The organism is Actinoplanes sp. NPDC051388, assembly GCF_055586225.1.
Window position 1 is genome coordinate 454,653 of the sequence record NZ_JBVJIP010000002.1, and the last position, 21,272, is coordinate 475,924.

Here is a 21,272-nt window from a genome sequence, read left to right on the forward strand (position 1 = left end):
GCATGCGATGCGTACCGCGCTGCGTTGAGGACACCCTCCGGGCAGCGCGGATATCGTGCGCCGATGCGCCCCGCACCCTGGCAGCGGATCGGCACCACGCTGAAGACACATCCGCTGACCGTCGACGTCACGCTGGCCGTGGGCCTGACCGCGGTCAGCGTCTTCCAGGGGCTGGACGACATCAGCGGCAAGTGGCGCCCGTTCGACGCGACCGCGGTGGCGCTCACCGCGCTGAGCACGCTGCCGCTGGCCGTCCGGCGCCGGGCGCCGCTGATCGTCTTCGTGCTCACCGGCACCTTCTGGGTGGTGCAGATCGCGCTCGGCTACAACCCGATCGTGACCAACTACGGCGCCCTGCTCGCGCTCTACACCGTCGCCGCGACCCAGCAATGGCCGCGCATCGTGGCATGCATGGCGGTCGCGTTCACCATCTGGGCCTTCGCCGGCACCTCCGTGAAGGACACCTCGGTGCTCACCGTGGTGCTGCAAGGTCTGGTCATCCCGGGGGTGATCTGGAAGGTCGCGGACGGCGCCAAGCAGCTGGACCGCACCAACCGGCGGCTCGCCGAGGCCAACCACCTGCTGCGGCGCGACCGGGCGGAGCAGGCCCGGCGGGCGGTCACCGACGAGCGGGTGCGGATCGCCCGCGAGCTGCACGACGTGGTGGCGCACCACGTGTCGGTGATCTCGGTGCAGGCGGGTCTGGCGCGTTATGTGCTGCGATCCGACCCGGACACCGCGCGAACCGCGATGGACACCGTGCTGGCCACCAGCGGCGAGGCGCTGGACGAGATGCGCCGCCTGCTCTCCCTGCTGCGGGTCGGCGCCGACGGGGCGAACGGCCGGCCGGACGCGGATTACGACCCGGCGCCGGGGCTGGCCGGGCTGCCCGAACTGTTCGGCCGGGTGCGAGCCGCCGGGGTGCCGGTCGAGGTGGAGGTCACCGGGGTCGCGCAGCCGCTGTCGTCCGGATTGGAGCTGTGCGCGTATCGGGTGATCCAGGAGTCGCTGACCAATGTGCTCAAGCACGCGGCGCCGGCCACCGCGCACGTGCGGCTGGACTATCTGCCGCACGAGCTGGTGGCGGTCGTGCGCGACGACGGCGGGCCGCGGACAAATGCACCCGACGAGGGCGCCGGACACGGTTTGATGGGCATGCGGGAGCGGGCCACGCTATATGGCGGCACGCTGCGTGCCGGGCCGGCCGCCGACCGTGGCTTCGAGGTGCGGCTGGTGCTGCCGCTGGCAAGAGAGGACCGCGGATGATCGGCGTGCTCGTGGTGGACGACCAGGAGCTGACCCGTGCCGGGCTGGCCGCGCTGATCCGCGCCGCGCCGGGCATGGACGTGCTGGGTGAGGCCACCGACGGCGGGCAGGCCATCGCGATGGCGGCGAAGCTGCGGCCGCAGGTGATCCTGATGGACATCCGGATGCCCGGGGTCAACGGCACCATGGCGACCGCGCGGATCCTGGCCGGCGCCACGCCGCCACCACCCCGGGTGCTGGTGCTGACCACCTTCGATCTGGACGAGTACGTGTACGCCGCGCTCCGGGCCGGCGCCAGCGGGTTCCTGCTCAAGGACACCTCGCCCGAGCGCCTGCTGGCCGCGATCCGCACGGTGGCCGAGGGCGACACACTGCTCGCCCCGAGCATCACCCGGCGGCTGGTGGAGGCGTGGGCGCCGCCGTCCGGGCCCGATCGGACGCCGCCCGGGCTGGCCACGCTGACCGTGCGGGAGACCGAGATCCTGCGGCTGGTCGGCACCGGGGTGTCGAACACCGAGATCGCGGCGGCGTTGTTCCTCAGCGAGGCGACCGTGAAGACCCATCTGAACCGGCTGATGTCCAAGCTCGGCCTGTCCAGTCGCGCGCAGGTGGTGGTCGTCGCGTACGAGAGCGGTCTGATCGTGCCGCAGGGGCGCGCGTCATGACGGACTGGGCCGAGATCTGGGCCGAGCGCGGCACCTACGAAGCCACCGCGGACGACCGCGAGCGGGCATATGTCGTCAGCATGTTCGCCTATCCCTCGGGTGACCTGCACATGGGACATGCCGAGGTGTATTCGATCGGGGACGCGATCGCGCGGTTCCACCGGATGCGCGGACGCAACGTGCTGCACCCGATCGGCTGGGACTCGTTCGGGCTGCCGGCCGAGAACGCGGCGCGCAAGCGGGGGCTCGACGCGCGCGAATGGACGTACGCGAACATCGAGACGCAGGCCGAGTCGTTCCGCCGGCTCGGCATCTCGGTCGAGTGGCGGTCCCGGCTGCACACCTCCGACCCGGAGTTCTACCGCTGGAACCAGTGGCTCTTCCTGCGCTTCTTCGAGCACGGGCTGGCCTACCGCGCGGAGGCGCCGGTCAACTGGTGCCCGCAGGACGAAACCGTGCTGGCCAACGAGCAGGTCGTCGGCGGGCGGTGCGAGCGCTGTGGCGCCGAGGTCGAGCAGCGGCCGCTCACCCAGTGGTTCTTCCGCACCACGGCCTATGCCCAGCGGCTGCTCGACGACATGGCGCTGATCGACTGGCCGGACGAGATCCTGGCGATGCAGCGCAACTGGATCGGATCCGCGCCCGACTTCCGGCTGCGTGACTGGCTGGTGTCCCGGCAACGGTCCTGGGGCACCCCGATCCCGATCGTGCACTGCCCGTCCTGCGGCCCGGTGCCGGTGCCCGACGCCGAACTGCCGGTGCTCCTCGGCGCCGAGGTCGACGTCGCGTGCCCGGCCTGCGGTGGGCCGGCCCGCCGGGAGACCGACACGATGGACACCTTCGTCGACTCGTCCTGGTACTACCTGCGCTATCCGGCCCCGGAATACACCGAGGCGCCGTTCCACCCGGAGGCGCTGCGCCGCTGGCTGCCGGTGACCGACTACATCGGCGGCAAGGAACACGCCACCGGCCACCTGATCTACGCGCGCTTCGTCACCAAGGCGCTGCACGACCTGGGCTACGTCGACTTCGTCGAGCCGTTCGCCCGGCTGACCACCCAGGGTCAGGTGCTGATGGACGGCAAGGCCATGAGCAAGTCGCTCGGCAACCTGGTCGACCTGCGGGAACAGATCACCGAGCACGGCCCGGACGCGGTGCGGCTGAGCATGCTCTTCGCCGGGCCGCCCGAGGACGACATCGACTGGGCCGACGTCTCGGTCACCGGCGCGGTGAAGTTCCTGGCCCGGGTCGTGCGCCTGGCCGCGGACATCGGGCCGATCGAGCGCGAGCCGGTGGACGACGACCTGCGCCGCGAGGTGCACCGAGAGGTCGCGGCGATTACCACGCTGATGGAGAACCGCCGTTTCAACGTCGCGATCGCGCACCTGATGTCGCTCACCTCGGCGCTGCGCCGGGCGACCGGCGATCCGAGCGCGCGGGAGGGTGCCGAGATGCTGGCCCGGATGCTGTCCTGCGTCGCGCCCTTCACCGCCGAGGAGGCGTGGGAGCGGCTCGGCCACGGCCCGTCGGTGTGCGACCACGGCTGGCCGGTGGCCGACCCCGAACTGGCCGCCCGGCCCACCACGACCTGCGTGGTGCAGGTGGACGGCAAGGTGGTCGAGCGGCTGACCGTGCCGGTCGACGTCGACGAGGCGACACTGCTCGACCGGGTGCTGGCGCTGCCCGCGGTGTCCGGGCTGACCTTCGCGCGCAAGGTGGTGCGGGCTCCTCGTATCGTGAACCTGGTGGTCGAGCGCTCGTAGTGCGGTGTTGGCCGGCGACTCACCACCCGTCCCGATGATGGGACGGATGCGAGCGATCCGATATGGCGGTCTGGCCGGCGCGTGTCTGCTCGCGCTCACCGGCGTCTTCGGCGGCGCCCTCCCGCACGGCGACCTGACCACGAACCCGGCCGGCGTGGCCCGCGGCGACCACGGCGAGTTCATCCTGCTCGGCTGGCTGATCGGCACCGCGATCCTGGCCGGCGCCTGGTGGGCGGCCCGCGACCGGGTGCCGTCAGCGCGCTGGGCCCTGGTCACGGTGGCGTTGTGGACGGCGCCGTTCCTGGTGGTGCCCCCGATGGAGAGCCGCGACCTCTATTCGTACGCCTGCCAGGGCCACCTGCTGGTGAACGGCGTGAACCCCTATGCGGCCGGCGTGGCCGCGTTGCCGTGCCCGTGGCTGGATGCCGTCTCGCCGATCTGGCGGGACACCCCGGCGCCCTACGGCCCGGTGTTCCTGCTGCTCGCCGGGCTCGCGGTGCTGGCCGGCGGCACGCTGGCCGGGGTGATCCTGATGCTGCGGCTGTTCGCGGTGGCCGGTCTGCTCGCGGTCGCCGCGGCGGTGCCGGTGCTGGCCCGGCGCTGCGGGGTGCCGGTCGAGCGCGCGCTCTGGCTGGCGCTGGCCGGCCCGGTGGTCGGGATCCACCTGATCAGCGGCGCGCACAACGACGCCCTGATGATCGGCGCCGCGCTGTCCGGGCTGGCCGTGCTGGTGCTCCGGCCGGCGCATCCCGGCCTGCAGCTCACCGCCGGACTGCTGCTCGGCCTGGCGGTGGCGATCAAGGTGACCGCGATCGTGATCGTGCCGTTCGCGGTGCTGATCGCGGTGGCGCCGGTGCAGCGGTTCGCCGGCAAGATCGGTCCGGGCCTGCGGGTGACCGGCAGCACGCTTCTGCTGGTGCTCGGCGTGACCGCGGCGAGCGGGCTGGGCTTCGGCTGGGTCGGCGGCATGGTGCGCACCGGCGATCTGGTGCAGTTCACGTCGCCGCCGACCGCGGTCGGGATGACCGTGACGTATGCCGCCGATCCGTTTTTGCCGGACTTCGACGCGGTGCCCGCCGTACGCCTGCTCGCGATCTTGATCTTGGCTCTGGTCCTGGTCGTGATCTGGTTGCGCAGCGCGACCACCCAGGGTGATCCGGTCCGCGCCGCGCTGCGCGGCGCGGGACTGGCGAGCGCGGCGTTCGTCGTGCTGTCGCCGTCGTTCCACCCCTGGTACGTGATGTTCCCGATGATCCTGCTCGCGGCCACCACGGTGCGCACCGAGCTCGTGACGGTCGCCGCCACCGTCTCCGCGTTCCTGGTGCTGCCGGACGGCGGCGGCCTGGCCCGGTTCGCCGAGTACGCCGGCGCGCCGCTCGTCACCGTCCTGCTGATCGTGCTGATTCTCCGGAATCGCAGGCAGGTACTGACAGGGCCTCTTCCGACCGCCGGAGAACGCATAGCGTCGGGACATGCAGAAACGAACTCTCGGTAAGAGCGGCCTGGAGGTCTCCGCGATCGGCTACGGCGCGATGGGGATGAGCCAGAGCTATGGTCCGTCGCCGGAGCGCCCGGAGATGATCGCCCTGCTGCGCCAGGCGGTCGAGCTCGGCGTCACGTTCTTCGACACCGCGGAGGTATACGGCCCGTTCGTCAACGAGGAGCTGGTCGGCGAGGCGCTCGAGCCGTTCAAGGGCGAGGTGGTGATCGCCACCAAGTTCGGCTTCGCGTTCGACGCGGACGGCAAGCAGTCCGGCCTGTCGAGCCGTCCGGACGACATCAAGAAGGTCGCCGAGGCCTCCCTCAGGCGCCTCCGGCTGGACGCTCTCGACCTCTTCTACCAGCACCGGGTCAATCCCGAGGTGCCGATCGAGGACGTCGCCGGCGCGGTCCGCGAGCTGATCGCCGAGGGCAAGGTCAAGCACTTCGGCATGTCCGAGGCGGCCGCCGCCACGGTGCGCCGGGCCCACGCCGTGCAGCCGGTGACCGCCCTGCAGAACGAGTACTCGCTGTGGTGGCGCCGGCCCGAGGAAGAGATCCTGGCGATGTGCGAGGAGCTGGGCATCGGCCTGGTGCCCTACAGCCCGCTGGGCAAGGGCTTCCTGACCGGCAAGATCGATCAGGCCACCGAGTTCACCAGCGGCGACATCCGCACCACGATCCCGCGGTTCAGCCCCGAGGCCCGCGCCGCCAACCAGGCGCTGATCGACCTGCTGACCGAGATCGCCGCGCGTAAGAACGCGACCGCCGCGCAGGTCGCGCTGGCCTGGCTGCTCGCCCGTAAGCCGTGGATCGTGCCGATCCCGGGCACCCGCAAGCTCTCCCGCCTGCAGGAGAATCTGGGCGCCGCCGACCTCGAGCTCACCGCGGACGACCTGGCCGAGATCGAGTCGGCGCTCGCAAAGATCGACATCGAGGGCGGCCGCTACCCGGAACACCTGGAGCGCCTGACCAACCTGTGACTCGGGTCACGAGTCGAATGGGGGTGCCGTGCGTCCGCTGGTCCTATCGTCTGCGACATGACGCGCATCCTGCTGATCTCCGGGAGCACCTTTGACGGGTCCCTGCAGACGGCGGCCCTCCGGACGGCCGCGAACTTCGCCCCGGCTGGGATCGACGCCACCCTGTACGACGGCCTGCGCGACCTCCCGGCCTTCCTGCCCGGCGAGCGCTACGCCCCGGAGAAGGTGAACTGGCTGCGGCACCGGGTGAAGGCCTCGGACGCGGTGCTGTTCTGCACGCCGGAATACTCGGGCTCGCTGCCCGGCAGCCTCAAGAACCTGCTCGACTGGCTGGTCGACGGCGGCGACCTGAACGGCAAACCGGTCGCCTGGCTCTCCACCGCCTCGGCGGGCCGCGACGAGGGCGCCCGCGCCGAGCTGGAGACCGTGCTCACCCATGCCAAGGCCAAGATCCTGCGCTCGGCGTGCATCCGGATCCCGCTCGACCCGGGTTCGGTGGACCGGCACGGTTATGTGACCGACCAGCGGCTGCACATGGCCCTGCTCGACGTGGTCCAGGCGCTGCTCAGGTCGCTGGTGCCGGTGCAGGTCAAGCCGCCGCCCACGCAGGAGCCGTCCTGGCAGGCGTACTCCAGCGTCTATCCCTTGATCTTCCGTCAGGGAGGCGGTTCGTAAGGGGGTTCCATCAGTACCTGTGCCGGCCCGGGCAGCGGACGTAGCGTCGTGGTCATGGACAACCGGGCCGAGATCCGCGACTTCCTGACCACCCGGCGGGCCAGGATCACGCCGTCGCAGGCGGGTCTGCCGGCCTTCGGCGGCAATCGTCGCGTGGCCGGCCTGCGGCGCGAAGAGGTCGCGATGCTGGCCGGGGTGAGCGTCGATTACTACACCCGGCTCGAGCGCGGCAATCTCGGCGGTGTCTCGGAAAGCGTGCTGCACGCGCTGGCCCGGGCGCTGCAGTTCGACGACGCCGAGCGCGCGCACCTCTTCGACCTGGCCCGCACCGCGAACGCCACCAGCCACTCGAAGCGCCGCCCGTCGACGCGGCGGGTGCGGCCGGTGGTGCAGCGGATCCTGGACAGCATCACCGCGCCGGCCTGGGTGCGGAACGGCCGGCTCGACTACCTGGCGGCGAACCGGCTCGGCGCCGCGCTCTATGCCCCGCTGCTGGAGAGCACGACCAGGCCGACCAACAACGCCCGGTTCACCTTCCTCGACCCGGCGGCGAAGGAGTTCTATCGCAACTGGGAGGGCTCGGCGCACGACATCGTGGCGATCCTGCGCGCGGAGGCCGGCCGCAGCCCCTATGACAAGCAGCTCAGCGACCTGATCGGCGAGCTGTCCACACGCAGCGAGGAGTTCCGGGTCCGCTGGGCCAAGCACCACGTGAAGTTCCACCGCACCGGGCAGAAGGCGGTGCACCACCCGGTCGTCGGTGACCTGGACCTGTCCTACGAGGCGATGGACCTGCAGGCGGACGAGGGCCTGACGCTGCTGGTCTACACCGCCGAGCCGGCCTCACCCACGCAGGACGCCCTGGACCTGCTGGCCAGCTGGTCCTTCGTCGGCCACGAAGTCGGCACTGAAGTCAGCCCCGAAAACGTCGAAATCGGAGACCACTGAACATGTCCACCTGGTTCATCACCGGTTGCTCCACCGGCCTCGGCCGCGCGCTCGCCGAGGCCGTCCTGGCCCGCGGCGACAATGCCGTGGTCACCGCCCGCGACGTCGCCAAGGTCGAGGACCTGGAGAAGGCGCATCCCGGCGCCGCGCTCGCCCTCCCGCTCGACGTCACCGATCAAGACCAGATCAATTCCGCGGTACGCGCGGCAGAGGCGCGTTTCGGCGCGATCGACGTGCTGGTCAACAACGCCGGCTACGGCTACCGCGCGGCCGTCGAGGAGGGCGACCCGGCCGACGTCCAGCGCCTGTTCGACACCAACTTCTTCGGCGCCGTCGCGATGATCAAGGCGGTACTGCCCGGCATGCGGACCCGGCGCAGCGGCGCGATCCTGAACATCTCGTCGATCGGGGCGCAGATCTGCCCAGCCGGCTCGGGCTACTACGCGGCCAGCAAGGCCGCACTCGAGGGCATGACCGGCTCGCTGCGCAAGGAGCTGGAGCCGCTCGGCATCACCGCGATGGTGGTGGAACCGGGCGCGTTCCGCACCGACTTCGCCGGCCGCTCGCTGACCCAGTCGGCGGTGCCGATCGCGGATTACGCGAGCACTGCCGGCCCGCGCCGCAAGGAGAACGACACCATGCACGGCACCCAGCCGGGCGACCCGGCCAAGGCCGCCGAGGCGATGATCAACGCGGTCGCCGGTTCGGACGCACCGGCCTTGCTGCTGCTGGGCAAGGACGCCGCGAGCGCCGCGACCGCCGTGGCGCAGGCGCGTCGGGACGAGCTGGAGAAGTGGCGGCAAGTCTCCGAGAGCACCGACTTCTCCTAGTCGATCGGCAAGCGGCCTGGATCCGCCGGGATAGACCATGATGGACGGATGGATCTGGACACCGGCATTCCGCACAGCGCGCGGATCTGGAACTTCTGGTTGCAGGGCAAGGACAACTTCGAGTCGGATCGGGCGGCGGGCGAGCAGATCCTGGCGCTCGTGCCGGCCCTGGTCACCTCGGCCCGCGCCGACCGTGAGTTCCTGAGCCGGACGATCCGGTTCCTGGCCGGGTCGGCCGGCATCCGGCAGTTCCTCGACATCGGCACCGGCCTGCCGACCGCGAACAACACCCACGAGGTCGCCCAGCGCATCGCCCCCGATGCCCGGATCGTCTATGTGGACAACGATCCGCTGGTGCTCGCGCACGCCCGGGCCCTGCTCACCAGCAGCCCCGAGGGCGCGTCCGACTACCTCGACGCCGACCTGCGCGACCCGGAGAAGATCCTGGCCGGCGCGGCGAGCACGCTCGACTTCGACCGGCCGGTGGCGATCATGCTGCTCGGCATCCTCAACTTCATCATCGACGACGCCGAGGCCACCGCGATCTTGCGACAGCTGATCGACGCCGCCCCGCCGGGCAGTTTCCTGGTGGTGTCGCACCCGACGAACGAGGTGCACGGCAAGGCGATGACCGAGGCGGTGCGGCTGTGGAACTCCACCGGCGGCGCCGAGATGCGCCTGCGCGACCAGGCCGGCGTGGCGGCGTTCTTCGCCGGGCTCCAGGTGCAGGAACCCGGCGTGGTGAGCTGTTCGCGATGGCGGCCGACGTCGTCCGGGGTCGCCGAGGACGTGTCCCACTTCGGCGGCGTCGGCCGGATCCCTTAAAGCAGACGCTGGATCCGGCCGCCATCTCGGTCCAGGAAGGCCAGCTGGGCGGTCTTGTGCGGCAGCTCGATCCGCGCGTCGAAGGTGAAGCCGAGCCGCTTCCATCGGCGCAGCGCCCGCTCGTTGCGCGCGTCCGGCTCGATCACGATCCGCCGCCGGCCCGGCTCCCGGAAGATGAACCGCGACAGCGCCCCGAAGATCGCGCCGGTGAATCCGGGCACCTCGGTCTCGGCGGGCGCCAGGAACAGGTGCAGGCCGAAGTCGCCGTCCCGCACCGGGTAGAACTCGCCGAGCGGGTCGGCGGCCGGCTCGTAGGTCTGGAAGATCCCGACCGGCGTGCCGGTCAGCACCATCAGATAGGCGTGATGTGTCTCCAGCCCGTCCAGGAACTCGTAGACCTCCCGCACCTCGTCTCGCGAATACGCGGTCATGCCCCAGAATTCGGCGCGTGGCTCGTGCACCCAGCCGTACACGAGGTCGAGATGTTCGTCGGGGTCGAGCCGGACGAGCTCGAACGTGCCGAGCCCCGGGAGCTCCTCGGTGTGGACCGTCATCGGGACGCCTCCAGCGGCAGATCGCGCACCAGCATCCGGTGCGGCCGCCAGCCGGGAAACGGCACCAGGTCGCCGACGTGCTCGAACCGGAGTCCCTGCAGCGCCCTCCACACCCGGGTGTTCGTCTCCGCGACGGCCAGCGAGACGCGCTCCTCGGGACGGCCGGCGAGCAGGTCGGCCATCATGCGTACGCCGAGACGGTGTTTCCGGGCCGCGGGCAGCACGAACGCCTCACAGACCGCGAACGTGCGCCCGTCCCACTCCTTTGCCACTTGCGGATCGAGATCCTCCAGGTCACGCCACCAGAGCGTGTCGGCGGGCAGCGGGCAGCCCAGCACGGCGCCGACCACCTCGCCGTCCAGACGGGCCACCGCGGCCCGGAAACCCGGCGCCTCCGCCGTCCAGCGCAAGCGATCCTCGACGGACGGTTCGGTGTGGTCGATCAGATGCAGGTCGGCGGCGTGGACCCGGCGATAGACCGCGGCCAGTGGCTCGAGGCCGACGCTGTCGGTGACGGTGACCGCGCTCGTGGCGTGATCGTGCATGACGCTGCCTCCCTTCTGTTGGTAAGGCTTACCTAAACAGAGGTGTAGGTCACTTTCTAGTAGGACGGCGTCAGGGCGTAGGTCACAGTCCCCGAGTAGGTGCCGGGCTTCATCAGATAGTCGATCTTGCTGGAAATTCAGGGTGACGGTGTCGGCCGGCGCCGCGACGATCTGCTCGGGGGTCGACGAGAAGCCCGCCCACTTGCCGCTCAGCGCCGGCGTCACGATGCCCGACCCGCTCATCGAGACGCCCGTAGCCGAACCGGTTGATCGGGATCGCCGCGGTCGCGAGGGCGGTCGACAGGGTGCCCTCCGGGCCGGTGAAACCGCTGCTCTGCACGGTCAGGGTGTATCCGCTGCGGGCCGTGGAGGAGGTCGCCACCGGGCGGTCGGCGTTCGCGGTCTGGTTCGGGCTCATCGCCACGACGACCTCGGCCGGCGGGCTCAGGGTCGCGGTTTGGGCGTGGCCGGGGAATCCGGTGTTCGCGGCGGCCATCGCGATTGTGCTGGGCCAGCATGACCGACCGCCACGACAAAATCACTGATGGCGATCACGCCGCCCGCATAGGTTCCGGCCGCCGGGTTGGTCAACTCCGCGAACCGCAAATACAGGTGTACGCCCGCGACAGCGAAACGTGTGTAGGTGATCGTCGTGCCGACGCTGGACACTTTGCTGGCTGGTGTCGCTGATGTAGAGGTTTCGGCCGCGTCCCGGGCCATCCCCGCCGGCCGGTCGAACTGCGAGTCGGCCAGCTGGCCACCGTCGCCGGAGACCGTGGTGATCACGTTGCTCCAGAGGAGCTCATGCGGCTGAGCGGAATTCGGTGTAGCGCTCTTCCAGCCGAACGGGGTCCGGGTGGTTCTTGCGCAATCTAGGCAGGACTAGGTGAGCACCATGCATCTCCTGGAGGCCATGTCGCAGCATCGGCCCGTCGATCTCGGTGAGGATGTCGCTGCGCACCTCGACCACGTGGTCGGGTCGGACGCCAAGGATGTTGGCGTCGTAGGCGGCATGGTGGATCTTGCACATGGCCAGCCCATTGGGGATGACGGGATCTCCCTGCGGGTGCCGATCCGACAGGATGTGTGCGGCATCGAGCAACTGCGGATGCCTGAGGCGGCACAGGGTGCACTGCGACTCGTAGGCGCGCAGCACCATCGGGCGGAAGATCGCCTGGTGCAGCCGTTGCAGGGTGAGTCGACGGGTATATCGGCGGTCCAGCGTCGCCACGTCATCGTCGTCTGAATCGGCGTAGTAATCGCCGAGGTCGACGGCGAATTCGTGGGCGTCCCGGTCCTCATTCACCAGAAACACTGGGTAAATCGCCTGGTAGACGCTCTTGGCGACGGGATAAAAATACGCCAGCGGGGCGTTTTGGCGCATTGCTTCGCGCAGAGCTCGGTTGTCCGAGTGCTGCGGGTCGGTGCCGCGCCACTTGTAACGCAGACCTCCATCGGGACCGATCTCGTCCACGTACGGCGCTTCGGCTCCCGGCCGAGTCCAGGTGGTGCGGATGGTCAGCGCCGCTTGCAGACGGGCAGGCTTCCGGATGCCGGGTTGCACGACGAGAGGCGTCGACACTCCTTCGAACACGAAAGTGTTGATCACCTTGGACGGAACGCCATCGGGATGGGCAGCGCTAACCCGAGACAAGTGGGCGAACATCGCCGTGCGAAGGCGCGCGTCCAGATCTCCATCGCCAGCCATGTGATGTTTATAGTCCACCGACACTAAGCAACGGCAGCGGCGAACATCGTAAAGAGGTCACCGGACAGCGGTGTCTCCAGCTTCCACGTCACGGCCATCGGTTGCTCGCCCTCATGTTTGACGTAGGAGGCGGGACCGAGGAACCAGAATGCGCGGTCATCGGCCCGTGCTCGGGCGAAGAGCAAGATCTCGCGTCCCATCTGGGCGTGGTGCTGGTATCGCCGGCCGGTAGGAGTGTCTGCGCGCAGGCCAGATTGGCTCTCCCAGTGAATGAGTTCTCGGCTGATTGCGTAGTCCCGATAACGGGTGTTCGGCGAAAAGTCTCCGCTGGTCTTGTCGAGGGTGAAGGCGAGGAGGTCTGCGCCAACCTTCTTGGCGTCGTACACGCCCTCACGCCACGGCGGCGTCTTCGCGTGCCCTCCTTCGTTGAGGGCGGCGAGGATCTCGATCCGCGTGTACTGCCCGTGAATCTGCAGAGGCACGTCGGCCACCGCCGATTTCTGGAGGTGGTTTGGGTGCCCGCCGACGACCTCCAGCAACTCTGCGATCTCGAAACGCACCTGTGGGTGCCGCCATAGCAGGTCGGTGCCCTCTTGCAGCGACATTGTCTTGGGCAGCACCGTGTCGGCGACATTGGCGACCAGCATTCGGACGAGGCGACGCTCGATCGGGCTGAGCCGGTGCGTGTCTGGCGGTGAACCGCTCTTCAGGAAAGTGCGGTAGCTGTGGGTGCGTTCGTTGTCGTCAATGTGCCGCAGTCGCGAGACGGCTCGCCGGAGGGCAACCTCGTGCGGGCCTTTGGGCGCGACCAGCATGCCCGCCTGTTCGCACATGTCAGACCAGCCGTTGCTGCCGGAGTACACATCTGCCAGATCGAGTCCGGTTTCGTCGAGATAGTTCGCCAGCGTGACTGAGCCTCGTTGGCGGTAGAGGCTGGACAAGTCAGCGACTTTCGCCGGCCACCGCGAAGGGATCGCCTCACGGATGCTGCGCAGGACGATCTCCTCAGCCTTGCGGTCGAGGTCCATGTGGCAGCCGACCGGAAGGAACGGGAAGCCGTCTCTAACGGCGTTTTCGAGGTCTCGTCGGCTGCCACCCAAGAGTGCGCGGTATCGCCCATCAAACCGAAACTCCTTGCGGTGCGTGCCAACGAAATCGAGGACGGTGCAGACGGTCTTGCCCTCGGCTAGCCGGAGACCGCGCCCCAGTTGCTGCAAGAAGAGAGTTGCGCTGTCCGTGGGCCGGAGCATCAGCACCGTGTCGACGGCGGGCACGTCGACACCTTCATTGAACAGGTCCACCGAAAACACCACCTGCAGATTCCCGGCGGCCAAGTCACGTAGCGCCACCCGCCGCGCATCGCTCTGGGTCTCGCCGGAGACTGCGATCGCCCTGATGCCGTGCTCTCGGAACTGTGCCGCCATGTACTCCGCGTGGGCCACGCTGACGCAAAAGCCCAAGCAACGGATCGCTGCCAGGTCGTCGACGTGGTCCCGGAGTTGCTTGATGACGAATCGCGCCAACGCACCGCCGTCTGCGGTGTATCTCTTGACGAGTTCCGTGACGTCGTAGCCCTTACCCCGGCGCCACGGGACCTGCGTGAGGTCGGTTCCATCGTGGATGCCGTAGTAGGCAAACGGGCTCAAGCGTTGCTGCTCGATCGCGTCCCAGAGTCGAAGTTCGGCGGCGATGCGGTTGCCGAACCAATGCAAGACGTCCAGACCGTCGGCGCGCTCTGGCGTGGCCGTGAGGCCCAACAGTTGCTGAGGCTTTAGTTGGTCCATGATCTGGCGATAAGACGGTGCCGCCGCATGGTGAAACTCGTCGACGATGATGACGTCGAAGTGGTCTGCCGCGAAGTTGTCAAGCGACTGAGAGCGCAGGCTCTGCACAGAAGCGAAGACGTGTTCGAACTCTGTGGGCCGCGACCGGCCGATCCACAACTCGCCAAACGAGTAGTCACGAAGTGCATGCCGAAAAGTGGCCCTGCTCTGCTCCAGAATCTCTTCGCGGTGGGCCACGAATAGCAGCCGGGCACGGGGAAGCTTGGCCTTCAGCCGGGCGTAGTCGACGGCCGCCATCACGGTCTTTCCGGTGCCGGTGGCAGAAACGAGCAGGTTGCGGGCGTGACCTCGCTGGCGAGAGAGTTCGATCAGTTCGAGGAGGCGATCCTGGAACGGCTCGAGTCGAATCTCGATGGGACTGAGATAGGTCAGGTCGGGCCGGCGTCCCCGAGTGATGGCCTTCTCGAAGTCCTCCCGCACATAGGGAACGAAGTCGCCGCTCGTCCAGTAGGACTCGAAGATGGCTTTTACCTTCTCCAGGGTGTCCGGATTTCGGGCCCCGGAGATGCGGATGTTCCATTCCTTACCCGGACCGTGCGCCGAGTGGGTCAGGTTCGACGATCCGACGTACGCGGTGCTCAAGCCGGTCTGGCGCAGAAAAATCCATGCCTTCGCGTGCAGTCGCGTGGTCTGGATGTCGTAGGAAACCCGGACCGCGGCACCAAGTTCGCCGAGGATGTCGAGAGCGTCCGCTTCCGTCGAGCCGGTATACGTGGTCGTAAGCACCCGAAGTCGTCGGCCGCGAGCGGCGTGCTGGCGCAAAGCCGGCAGCAATGGCAATAGGCCGGTCTTCCGGATGAACGCCATGACTAGATCGATGGAGTCGGCCGAGTCGATCTCCGCCGCGATCTGCCGACCGACCCGCGGCTCACCTGGGGAGTTGGTCAGCAGGGTGGTGTCGAGCAGCGGAATCATCGGGCGGGAGGTGGTTCGAGGCGATCCATCAGCGCGGCGCTCGCTGATCTCGCTAAGCCACCTGCCGGGCGCTAGCGGCCGGTCCACGATCGTGGCCGCACGCGGCACTAGGTCCGCGACCACATCCGCTACCCGGCGGGCGACCTCGATGCCTGCTGAGACGCGATCGGAGTCTGGTACCGCCTCGAGCGCCTTCTGAATCTGCCTGCCCGCGAGGCGTGCGATGCGATCGGCCGCGTCGGCCGGACGCAACGGCTCCAGCCTGGCCAGGTCCGCGTCGATTGCTTCGAGGCGGCTCGCCAGCGTTTCCGTCAGCAGATCTTCGTACAGTCCGGCGTCCAGCTCCTCAGCCACGCCCAGAAGTCTGCCGCAGCCGGCTGTCGACGCGGCGGACATCGGCCGCGAGTCAACGGCTCATGAAACGGCCGTAGAGTTGCTGCGCAAGGGTCGTCGGTGGAGGTTGGGGCACGTGGAGCTGTTGCACTCGGGGAAAGTTCGGGACGTCTACGCCGACGGCGCGGACCTGGTGCTTGTCGCCAGTGATCGGATCTCCATCTTTGACGTGATCCTGCCTACGCCCATCCCCGACAAGGGGAAGATCCTCACCCAGCTCAGCCTCTGGTGGTTCGACCAGCTCAAAGACGTCGCCCCCAACCACATCCTCTCCGCCACCGACGTCCCCCCGGAGTGGCAGGGCCGCGCCGTCCGCTGCGAGAAACTCAAGATGATCATGGTCGAGTGCATCGCCCGTGGTTACCTCGCCGGCTCCGGCATCAAGGACTACCAGAACGACCGCGCCATCGCCGGCAACCCGCTCCCCGAAGGCCTCCTCGAAGGCTCACGCCTGCCCGAGCCGATCTTCACTCCGTCCACCAAGGTGGCGCCGGGCCAGGGCCACGACGAGACCATCACCTACGACGACGTCGTCGCCCAAGAAGGCCTGGACGTCGCGAAGGAACTCAAGCGAATCACCCTGGAGACCTACCGTCGGGGGGCGGAGGTCGCAAAGAAACACGGCATCATCATCGCCGACACCAAGATCGAGCTGGGTTTCGGCGAGCGCGGCATCACCCTCGCCGACGAGCTCCTCACCCCCGACTCGAGCCGCTTCCTCCAGGCCGACGAATGGTGCGACGGCAGCCCGCCCCGCTACCTCGACAAGCAGTTCCTGCGCGACTGGGCGACCACCGAAAAGGCCGACTGGGACCGCACCTCACCAGGCCCGGAGATCCCCGAGCGGGTCGTCGAAGCGACCCGCAACCGCTACGTGGAGGTCTACGAGAAGCTGACCGGCGAGAAGTGGCGGTAAGTCACACCTCACCGCCGAGAGCGTCGACCTACGATCAAAATCATGGACTACGGTCACCAGCTCGAGTTCGGCGCCTTCATCACGCCGGCCAACGACCCGCCGCTGGCCGCGGTCGAGAGAGCCCAGCTCAGCGAGGATCTCGGCTATGACCTGGTGACCTTCCAGGACCACCTCTATCAGCCGGCCTTCCACGACACGTGGACGCTGCTGACCTGGGTGGCCGCGCAGACCGAGCGCATCCGGCTGGCCGGCAACGTGCTCAACATCCCGATGCGCCCGGCCCCCCAGCTCGCCCGCGCCGCCGCCTCGCTCGATCTGCTCTCCGGTGGCCGGTTCGAGCTCGGCTTGGGCGCCGGCGGGTTCTGGGATGCGATGGAGGGCATGGGCGTCACCCGGCGCACGCCGGCCGAGTCGGTCGAGCAGCTCGCCGAGGCGATCGACGTGATCCGTGAGCTGTGGCGCGCCGACGAGCGCAAGGCGACCCGGTTCGACGGGAAGTACTACCAGCTCAAGGGTGCCAAGCGTGGTCCGCGGCCGGCGCACGACATCCCGATCTGGGTGGGCGCCTACAAGCCTCGGATGCTGCGGCTGGTCGGCGCCAAGGCGGACGGCTGGCTGCCCACGCTCTCCTATCTCAAGCCCGGTGACCTGGAGCGCGGCAACGACATCATCGACGCGGCGGCCAAGGAGGCGGGCCGCGATCCGCGTGAGATCCGGCGCCTGCTCAACGTCGTCGGCGATCCGGCCAAAACAAAGGACAAATGGGTCGAGGAGCTGCTTTCGCTCGCGCTTCAGCACGGCATCGGCACTTTCATCCTGGGCAGCGACGACCCCGCCGAGTTGCAGCGATTCGCCACCGAGGTCATCCCAGAGGTGCGGGCAGCGATAACCAAGGAACGGACCGTAAAAGTCGGCGACGTGCGCAGCGCCACGGCGCTGAGAGCGCGGCGCGACGACATCGATTACGACGGACTCCCGCCAGGATTGGTCGGCTCGGCCATCGAGCCAGGCGATTTCGGGTACGCGAAGGTGCGCTCCACGTACATGAGGGGTGGCTCTCCGGGTCTTGTGCTGCAGCCGCGTGACGAGGCGCAGGTCGTCGAGGCCCTGGCGTTCGCCCGCGAGCAGGACGTGCCGCTGGCCGTGCGCAGCGGCGGGCACGGCATCAGCGGCCGCTCCACAAACGACGGTGGCATCGTCATCGACCTGCAGAAACTCAACCGGATCACGGTGCTCGACGAGGATCGGCGACTGGTCCGGGTGGAGGCCGGCGCGCGCTGGAAGGATGTCGCCGCCGCGCTCTCGCCGCACGGCTGGGCGCTGAGCAGCGGCGACTACGGCGGTGTCGGCGTCGGCGGGCTGGCCACCGCGGGCGGCATCGGATGGCTGGTGCGCGAGCACGGCCTCACCATCGACCACCTGCGTGCGGCCCGCCTCGTGCTGGCCGACGGCTCCGTGACGACGGTCTCCGAAACCGAGAATCAAGACCTCTTCTGGGCGGTACGCGGAGCCGGCGCCAACTTCGGCATCGCGCTGTCCTTCGACTTCGCCGTGGATGAGGTCGGTGACGTGGGCTTCGGGCAGTTCGTGCTGGACGCCTCGGACCCGGCCGGCTTCCTGCAGCGGTGGGGCGCCGCGATGGAGTCGGCGCCGCGTGACGTGACCACCAACCTGATCATGGGTCCGCCCCGGCGCGGCCAGATGCTGGCCCAGATCTACGGGGTGGTCGACTCGTCCGAGCCCGACGTGATCATCGACCGGTTCCAGCGGGTGGCCGGCGTGGCGCCGCTGCTCGACCAATCGGTGCAGCTGACGCCCTATGCCGGCGTGATGAACGTGCCGGACGCCGCGCACGACGGCCAGGGCGACCCGGTGGCGCGCTCGGCGCTGGTCGCACATTTGACGCCCGAATTCGCGGCTGATGCCGAGCAGCTGATCCGATCCGGCGCCGTCTACTTCTTCCAGATCCGCTCGGTGGGCGGCGCGGTCGCCGACCTCCTGTCCGACGCGACGGCCTATGCGCACCGATCGGCAAACTTCTCAGTGGTGGCATTCGGTGCGTCCAAGGACAAGCTGGACGAAGCGTGGGAGCAAATGGCGGCCCATTCGACCGGCCTCTACCTGAGTTTCGAGACGGACCAGCGACCCGAGCGGATCACCGAGGCCTGGCCGCCGGCGACGCTGGAGCGGCTGCGCACACTGAAACGCCGCTACGACCCGGCGAACGTGTTCCGCGACAACTTCAACATCACGGTTGACGAGTAGCCGGTGCGGCGGCCCAGTGCAGGGTCACCTTGAAGTTGGCCTCGCCACTCGACTCGGCGATCACGAAGCCGGTCTTGGCGGTCAGCTTCAGGCCGAGCTCGACCTCGATCGCGTCCGGCGGCGTCGCGGCCGCCCGGGCCTTGCGCACGGCATCCTGCCCGAGCCGCACGATCTGGGCCACGGCCTGGTCGAAGCGCTCGGTGGTGCGCGCCACCACATCACCCGCGCCGGCCCGCTGCAGGCCCTCATAGGTGACCTCGACCTTGATCAGGTCGTCGCCGTCCTCGTCGATCGGCAATTCCACATAGGCGGCCACGGCGACTCCAGAGTGAGGGATGGACGAACACATCGTTCGCTCCGGGATGGTAGTTGCGTCGCATGGGCGTGGAGAAGCGGATCGTGCCTGCCGCGAGCGAGCACGCGGCTGCGCGTGGTGAATGTCGAGCGTGGACAGACCGGTGACGTGTTCGCGGTGCGCGGCGAAGGCCGGCGGCGGACGCACTCTCCCGCTCAGCGTCGAGATCGGCGGTCAGGCGTTCTCGGTGACGCGGGGCTTGGGCCAGGCGGCGCGGCTGCCGCAACCATCGCAGCTCAGCTGATCGCCGCAGTGCGCGCACCAGTCGTTGGTGCGGCGTAGATACCAACCCAGGGCGACGCCGGCCAGCAGACTGGCCAGACCGACCAGTGCGGCCAGCGCCACCGCGCCGGTCACGCCGCGTTCCTCGACTCGGTCGCGGGAACTCGCCTGACCAGTGCCGTGCGGTCGTCGAGCGCCGGATCTTCGTCGGCGCGGGTGGTCACGCAGTCGGCGGTGAACGTGTCGACGCCGGTGCCGAGAGCGGCGCCGGGGCGATAGGTGACCGTTACGGCGCGCGGGGACGCGGCCTCGATCACTCCCGGCCGCCAGCCCTGCGCTCGGTAGACCCAGACCGGGTCGGCCTTGCGGTAGCTGTCGGTCGGTGCCACGTCCGCCGGGTCGCGCTCCGGCGGGGCGATGGTCGGAGTGGACATCGGGGAAGCCTCCAAGATCCCGTGTGTCGGCCGGGGTAGCCGACCACGTCGGCCGAGAAGCCGAACATTTCAGCACGCTGTGTCAGCAAGCAAGTACGTGTCTGTCAGCTATCATGCTCGCTGACAAGGGCGTTCGCAAGGCCGGATGCACGTGCATATGGCTTGTGCGTGCATGCAAGTTCGGATGCATCGGACGGTTTTCAGCCGGACGATCACACCCGTAGGATGACCGGGACTGCGTACCGGCAGCCCTCGACAAGCGACCTTTGGGGAGTCAGGTGAGTGCGGAGGAGGCGCCGGGCAGCGGGCCCACCGTGCTGCGCATCCTCTTGGGTGCACAGTTGCGGAAGCTCCGCGAGAGCAAGGCGATCACCCGTGAAGACGCCGGGTGGGAGATTCGCGCGTCCGGTTCGAAGATCAGCAGGATGGAGCTCGGTCGCGTCAGCTTCAAGGAGCGCGACGTCGCCGATCTCCTCAGTCTTTACGGGGTCGCGGACCCCAAGGAGCGCGAGGCTCTGCTGAGCCTCGCCCGGCAGGCGAACAACCCGGGATGGTGGCACCACTTCGGCGACATCCTGCCCGGCTGGTTCCAGTCCTATCTGGGGCTCGAGGCGGCGGCGACGCTGATCCGCACCTATGAGATCCAGTTTGTCCCGGGTCTGCTGCAGACGCCCGAATACGCGCGAGCCGTCATCATGCTCGGCCACGCGGGGGCGAACGGCGACGAGATCGACCGCCGGGTGGAGTTGCGCCGGCAGCGCCAGCAAGTGTTGAACCGCCCGGATCCGCCGCAACTGTGGGCGGTCATCGACGAGGCGGTGCTGCGTCGCCCGATCGGCGGCGTCGAGGTGATGAAGGCACAGATCGAGGCCCTCATCCTGGCGGCCAAGCTGCCCAACGTGCGGCTGCAGATCATCCCGTTCCACGCCGGCGGCCATGCCGCGGCGGGCGGGCCCTTCGCGATCCTGCGGTTCCCGGAGCCGGAGCTGCCCGACGTGGTCTATGTCGAGCAGCTCACCAGTGCGATCTATCTGGACAAGCGCGAAGACGTGGATCACTACGCCATCGCGATGGAACGGGTCTGCATCGATGCCGACCCGCCGAACCACACACCGGAGATTCTCGAGAAGCTCCTGCATGAGGTCGGCAGGCCGGCATAGTCATGCCTCACGGGCCTCGCCCGGCCCGCGACTGGAACGCCTGGTCCGCTCAGGACAGCAGGTTGTCGAAATCGCCGTCCCGCACGCCGAGGATGAAAGCCTCGATCTCGGCGGGCGTGTAGATCAGCGCCGGGCCCTCAGGGTCCCGGGAGTTCCGCACGGCGACTTCGCCCTCCGGAAGCGCAGCGCACTCGACGCAGTTGCCGCTGGGGTTGCTACGGCCACTCTTCTGCCAGGTGACTCCCTGCAACTGGCTGGCCGACATGCCGTTGACCATGCGCGACATCTCTTACTCCCTACGTTGCCCAATCGGCCGGGATCGGCCGATCTGTTGCTAACCCTCTGGCCCCGCCAGACTGCAGGCTGTGCAGATGCACGTGCATTTGGCCTTGCGCTCTCACGGGATTATGAGCATGATAACGCACGGGCAACGCAAATAAAGGTCACTTAGGGTGACATCTTTAAGTGACCATACGGTCGCAGAACGGCCTCAAGCGAGGTCCCTTGGCGGGGGCGTCCGAGCCGGA

General features: G+C 68.6%; 22 protein-coding genes. 12 read left to right on the forward strand and 10 right to left on the reverse strand.

All coding sequences use genetic code 11. The features are described from left to right. Positions 1-63 precede the first annotated feature (63 nt). Genes ACZ6TI_RS06375 through ACZ6TI_RS06415 form a run of 9 tightly spaced genes read left to right on the forward strand, consistent with a single transcriptional unit; the run spans position 64 to position 9,434 of the window. Positions 64-1,266 carry a sensor histidine kinase gene (locus tag ACZ6TI_RS06375; RefSeq protein WP_465343932.1) on the forward strand — a complete coding sequence of 401 codons (1,203 nt, stop codon included), beginning with the start codon at positions 64-66 and terminating at the stop codon, positions 1,264-1,266. Further along, positions 1,263-1,931 carry a response regulator gene (locus ACZ6TI_RS06380; protein ID WP_465343933.1) on the forward strand — a complete coding sequence of 223 codons (669 nt, stop codon included), beginning with the start codon at positions 1,263-1,265 and terminating at the stop codon, positions 1,929-1,931. Before ACZ6TI_RS06375 ends, ACZ6TI_RS06380 begins: the two co-directional genes overlap by 4 nt. Further along, complete coding sequence (locus tag ACZ6TI_RS06385) at positions 1,928-3,694, forward strand: class I tRNA ligase family protein (RefSeq protein ID WP_465343934.1); 1,767 nt, start codon at positions 1,928-1,930, stop codon at positions 3,692-3,694. The genes ACZ6TI_RS06380 and ACZ6TI_RS06385 overlap by 4 nt, the downstream gene beginning before the upstream one ends. A gap of 46 nt (positions 3,695-3,740) precedes the next feature. Continuing rightward, on the forward strand, positions 3,741-5,189 hold the full coding sequence (gene mptB / locus ACZ6TI_RS06390; RefSeq protein ID WP_465343935.1) for a polyprenol phosphomannose-dependent alpha 1,6 mannosyltransferase MptB: 1,449 nt from the start codon (positions 3,741-3,743) through the stop codon (positions 5,187-5,189). Further along, complete coding sequence (locus ACZ6TI_RS06395) at positions 5,167-6,156, forward strand: aldo/keto reductase (RefSeq protein WP_465343936.1); 990 nt, start codon at positions 5,167-5,169, stop codon at positions 6,154-6,156. Before mptB ends, ACZ6TI_RS06395 begins: the two co-directional genes overlap by 23 nt. A 57-nt stretch (positions 6,157-6,213) precedes the next feature. Continuing rightward, positions 6,214-6,831: an NADPH-dependent FMN reductase gene (locus ACZ6TI_RS06400; protein ID WP_465343937.1), complete on the forward strand. Its 618-nt coding sequence runs from the start codon at positions 6,214-6,216 to the stop codon at positions 6,829-6,831. Positions 6,832-6,885: 54 nt separating this feature from the next. Continuing rightward, a complete protein-coding gene (locus ACZ6TI_RS06405; protein ID WP_465343938.1) occupies positions 6,886-7,779 on the forward strand; it encodes a helix-turn-helix transcriptional regulator in 894 nt (297 codons plus the stop codon). Positions 7,780-7,781: 2 nt separating this feature from the next. Continuing rightward, on the forward strand, positions 7,782-8,609 hold the full coding sequence (locus ACZ6TI_RS06410) for an oxidoreductase (protein ID WP_465343939.1): 828 nt from the start codon (positions 7,782-7,784) through the stop codon (positions 8,607-8,609). Positions 8,610-8,657: 48 nt separating this feature from the next. Beyond that, positions 8,658-9,434, forward strand: a complete 777-nt coding sequence (locus tag ACZ6TI_RS06415; protein WP_465343940.1) for an SAM-dependent methyltransferase — start codon at positions 8,658-8,660, stop codon at positions 9,432-9,434. Here the strand turns inward: ACZ6TI_RS06415 and ACZ6TI_RS06420 are convergent. The 6 genes from ACZ6TI_RS06420 to ACZ6TI_RS06445 form a co-directional block, all read right to left on the reverse strand. After that, positions 9,431-9,988 carry a GNAT family N-acetyltransferase gene (locus tag ACZ6TI_RS06420; protein ID WP_465343941.1) on the reverse strand — a complete coding sequence of 186 codons (558 nt, stop codon included), beginning with the start codon at positions 9,986-9,988 and terminating at the stop codon, positions 9,431-9,433. The two genes, ACZ6TI_RS06415 and ACZ6TI_RS06420, sit on opposite strands and share 4 nt — an antisense overlap. Next, positions 9,985-10,533, reverse strand: a complete 549-nt coding sequence (locus tag ACZ6TI_RS06425) for a GNAT family N-acetyltransferase (RefSeq protein ID WP_465343942.1) — start codon at positions 10,531-10,533, stop codon at positions 9,985-9,987. Before ACZ6TI_RS06425 ends, ACZ6TI_RS06420 begins: the two co-directional genes overlap by 4 nt. Before the next feature lie 112 nt (positions 10,534-10,645). Next, on the reverse strand, positions 10,646-11,029 hold the full coding sequence (locus tag ACZ6TI_RS06430; RefSeq protein ID WP_465343943.1) for a hypothetical protein: 384 nt from the start codon (positions 11,027-11,029) through the stop codon (positions 10,646-10,648). Next, on the reverse strand, positions 10,978-11,319 hold the full coding sequence (locus ACZ6TI_RS06435) for a hypothetical protein (protein WP_465343944.1): 342 nt from the start codon (positions 11,317-11,319) through the stop codon (positions 10,978-10,980). The genes ACZ6TI_RS06430 and ACZ6TI_RS06435 overlap by 52 nt, the downstream gene beginning before the upstream one ends. A 16-nt stretch (positions 11,320-11,335) precedes the next feature. Beyond that, on the reverse strand, positions 11,336-12,241 hold the full coding sequence (locus tag ACZ6TI_RS06440; protein ID WP_465343945.1) for an HNH endonuclease: 906 nt from the start codon (positions 12,239-12,241) through the stop codon (positions 11,336-11,338). A gap of 23 nt (positions 12,242-12,264) precedes the next feature. Continuing rightward, on the reverse strand, positions 12,265-15,354 hold the full coding sequence (locus ACZ6TI_RS06445) for a DUF3427 domain-containing protein (RefSeq protein ID WP_465343946.1): 3,090 nt from the start codon (positions 15,352-15,354) through the stop codon (positions 12,265-12,267). A gap of 115 nt (positions 15,355-15,469) precedes the next feature. On the opposite strand from ACZ6TI_RS06445, the gene ACZ6TI_RS06450 reads away from it, so the two are divergent. Both ACZ6TI_RS06450 and ACZ6TI_RS06455 read left to right on the forward strand, forming a co-directional pair. Beyond that, positions 15,470-16,309, forward strand: a complete 840-nt coding sequence (locus tag ACZ6TI_RS06450) for a phosphoribosylaminoimidazolesuccinocarboxamide synthase (RefSeq protein WP_465343947.1) — start codon at positions 15,470-15,472, stop codon at positions 16,307-16,309. A 42-nt stretch (positions 16,310-16,351) separates the two neighbouring features. Beyond that, on the forward strand, positions 16,352-18,574 hold the full coding sequence (locus tag ACZ6TI_RS06455) for an LLM class flavin-dependent oxidoreductase (RefSeq protein ID WP_465343948.1): 2,223 nt from the start codon (positions 16,352-16,354) through the stop codon (positions 18,572-18,574). Here ACZ6TI_RS06455 and ACZ6TI_RS06460 read toward each other — a convergent pair. From ACZ6TI_RS06460 to ACZ6TI_RS06470, 3 genes are all read right to left on the reverse strand, one after another. Then, positions 18,558-18,890: a CU044_2847 family protein gene (locus ACZ6TI_RS06460; protein ID WP_465343949.1), complete on the reverse strand. Its 333-nt coding sequence runs from the start codon at positions 18,888-18,890 to the stop codon at positions 18,558-18,560. The two genes, ACZ6TI_RS06455 and ACZ6TI_RS06460, sit on opposite strands and share 17 nt — an antisense overlap. A 213-nt stretch (positions 18,891-19,103) precedes the next feature. Then, a complete protein-coding gene (locus ACZ6TI_RS06465) occupies positions 19,104-19,286 on the reverse strand; it encodes a hypothetical protein (RefSeq protein WP_465343950.1) in 183 nt (60 codons plus the stop codon). Then, a complete protein-coding gene (locus ACZ6TI_RS06470; RefSeq protein WP_465343951.1) occupies positions 19,283-19,585 on the reverse strand; it encodes a hypothetical protein in 303 nt (100 codons plus the stop codon). Before ACZ6TI_RS06470 ends, ACZ6TI_RS06465 begins: the two co-directional genes overlap by 4 nt. 278 nt (positions 19,586-19,863) lie before the next feature. Here ACZ6TI_RS06470 and ACZ6TI_RS06475 point away from each other — a divergent pair, with 278 nt between their 5' ends. Next, a complete protein-coding gene (locus ACZ6TI_RS06475; RefSeq protein ID WP_465343952.1) occupies positions 19,864-20,745 on the forward strand; it encodes a helix-turn-helix domain-containing protein in 882 nt (293 codons plus the stop codon). 49 nt (positions 20,746-20,794) lie between these two features. Here the strand turns inward: ACZ6TI_RS06475 and ACZ6TI_RS06480 are convergent, their stop codons facing one another. After that, positions 20,795-21,031, reverse strand: coding sequence for a DUF397 domain-containing protein (locus tag ACZ6TI_RS06480; protein ID WP_465343953.1), 237 nt, complete (start codon positions 21,029-21,031; stop codon positions 20,795-20,797). Positions 21,032-21,272 lie beyond the last annotated feature (241 nt).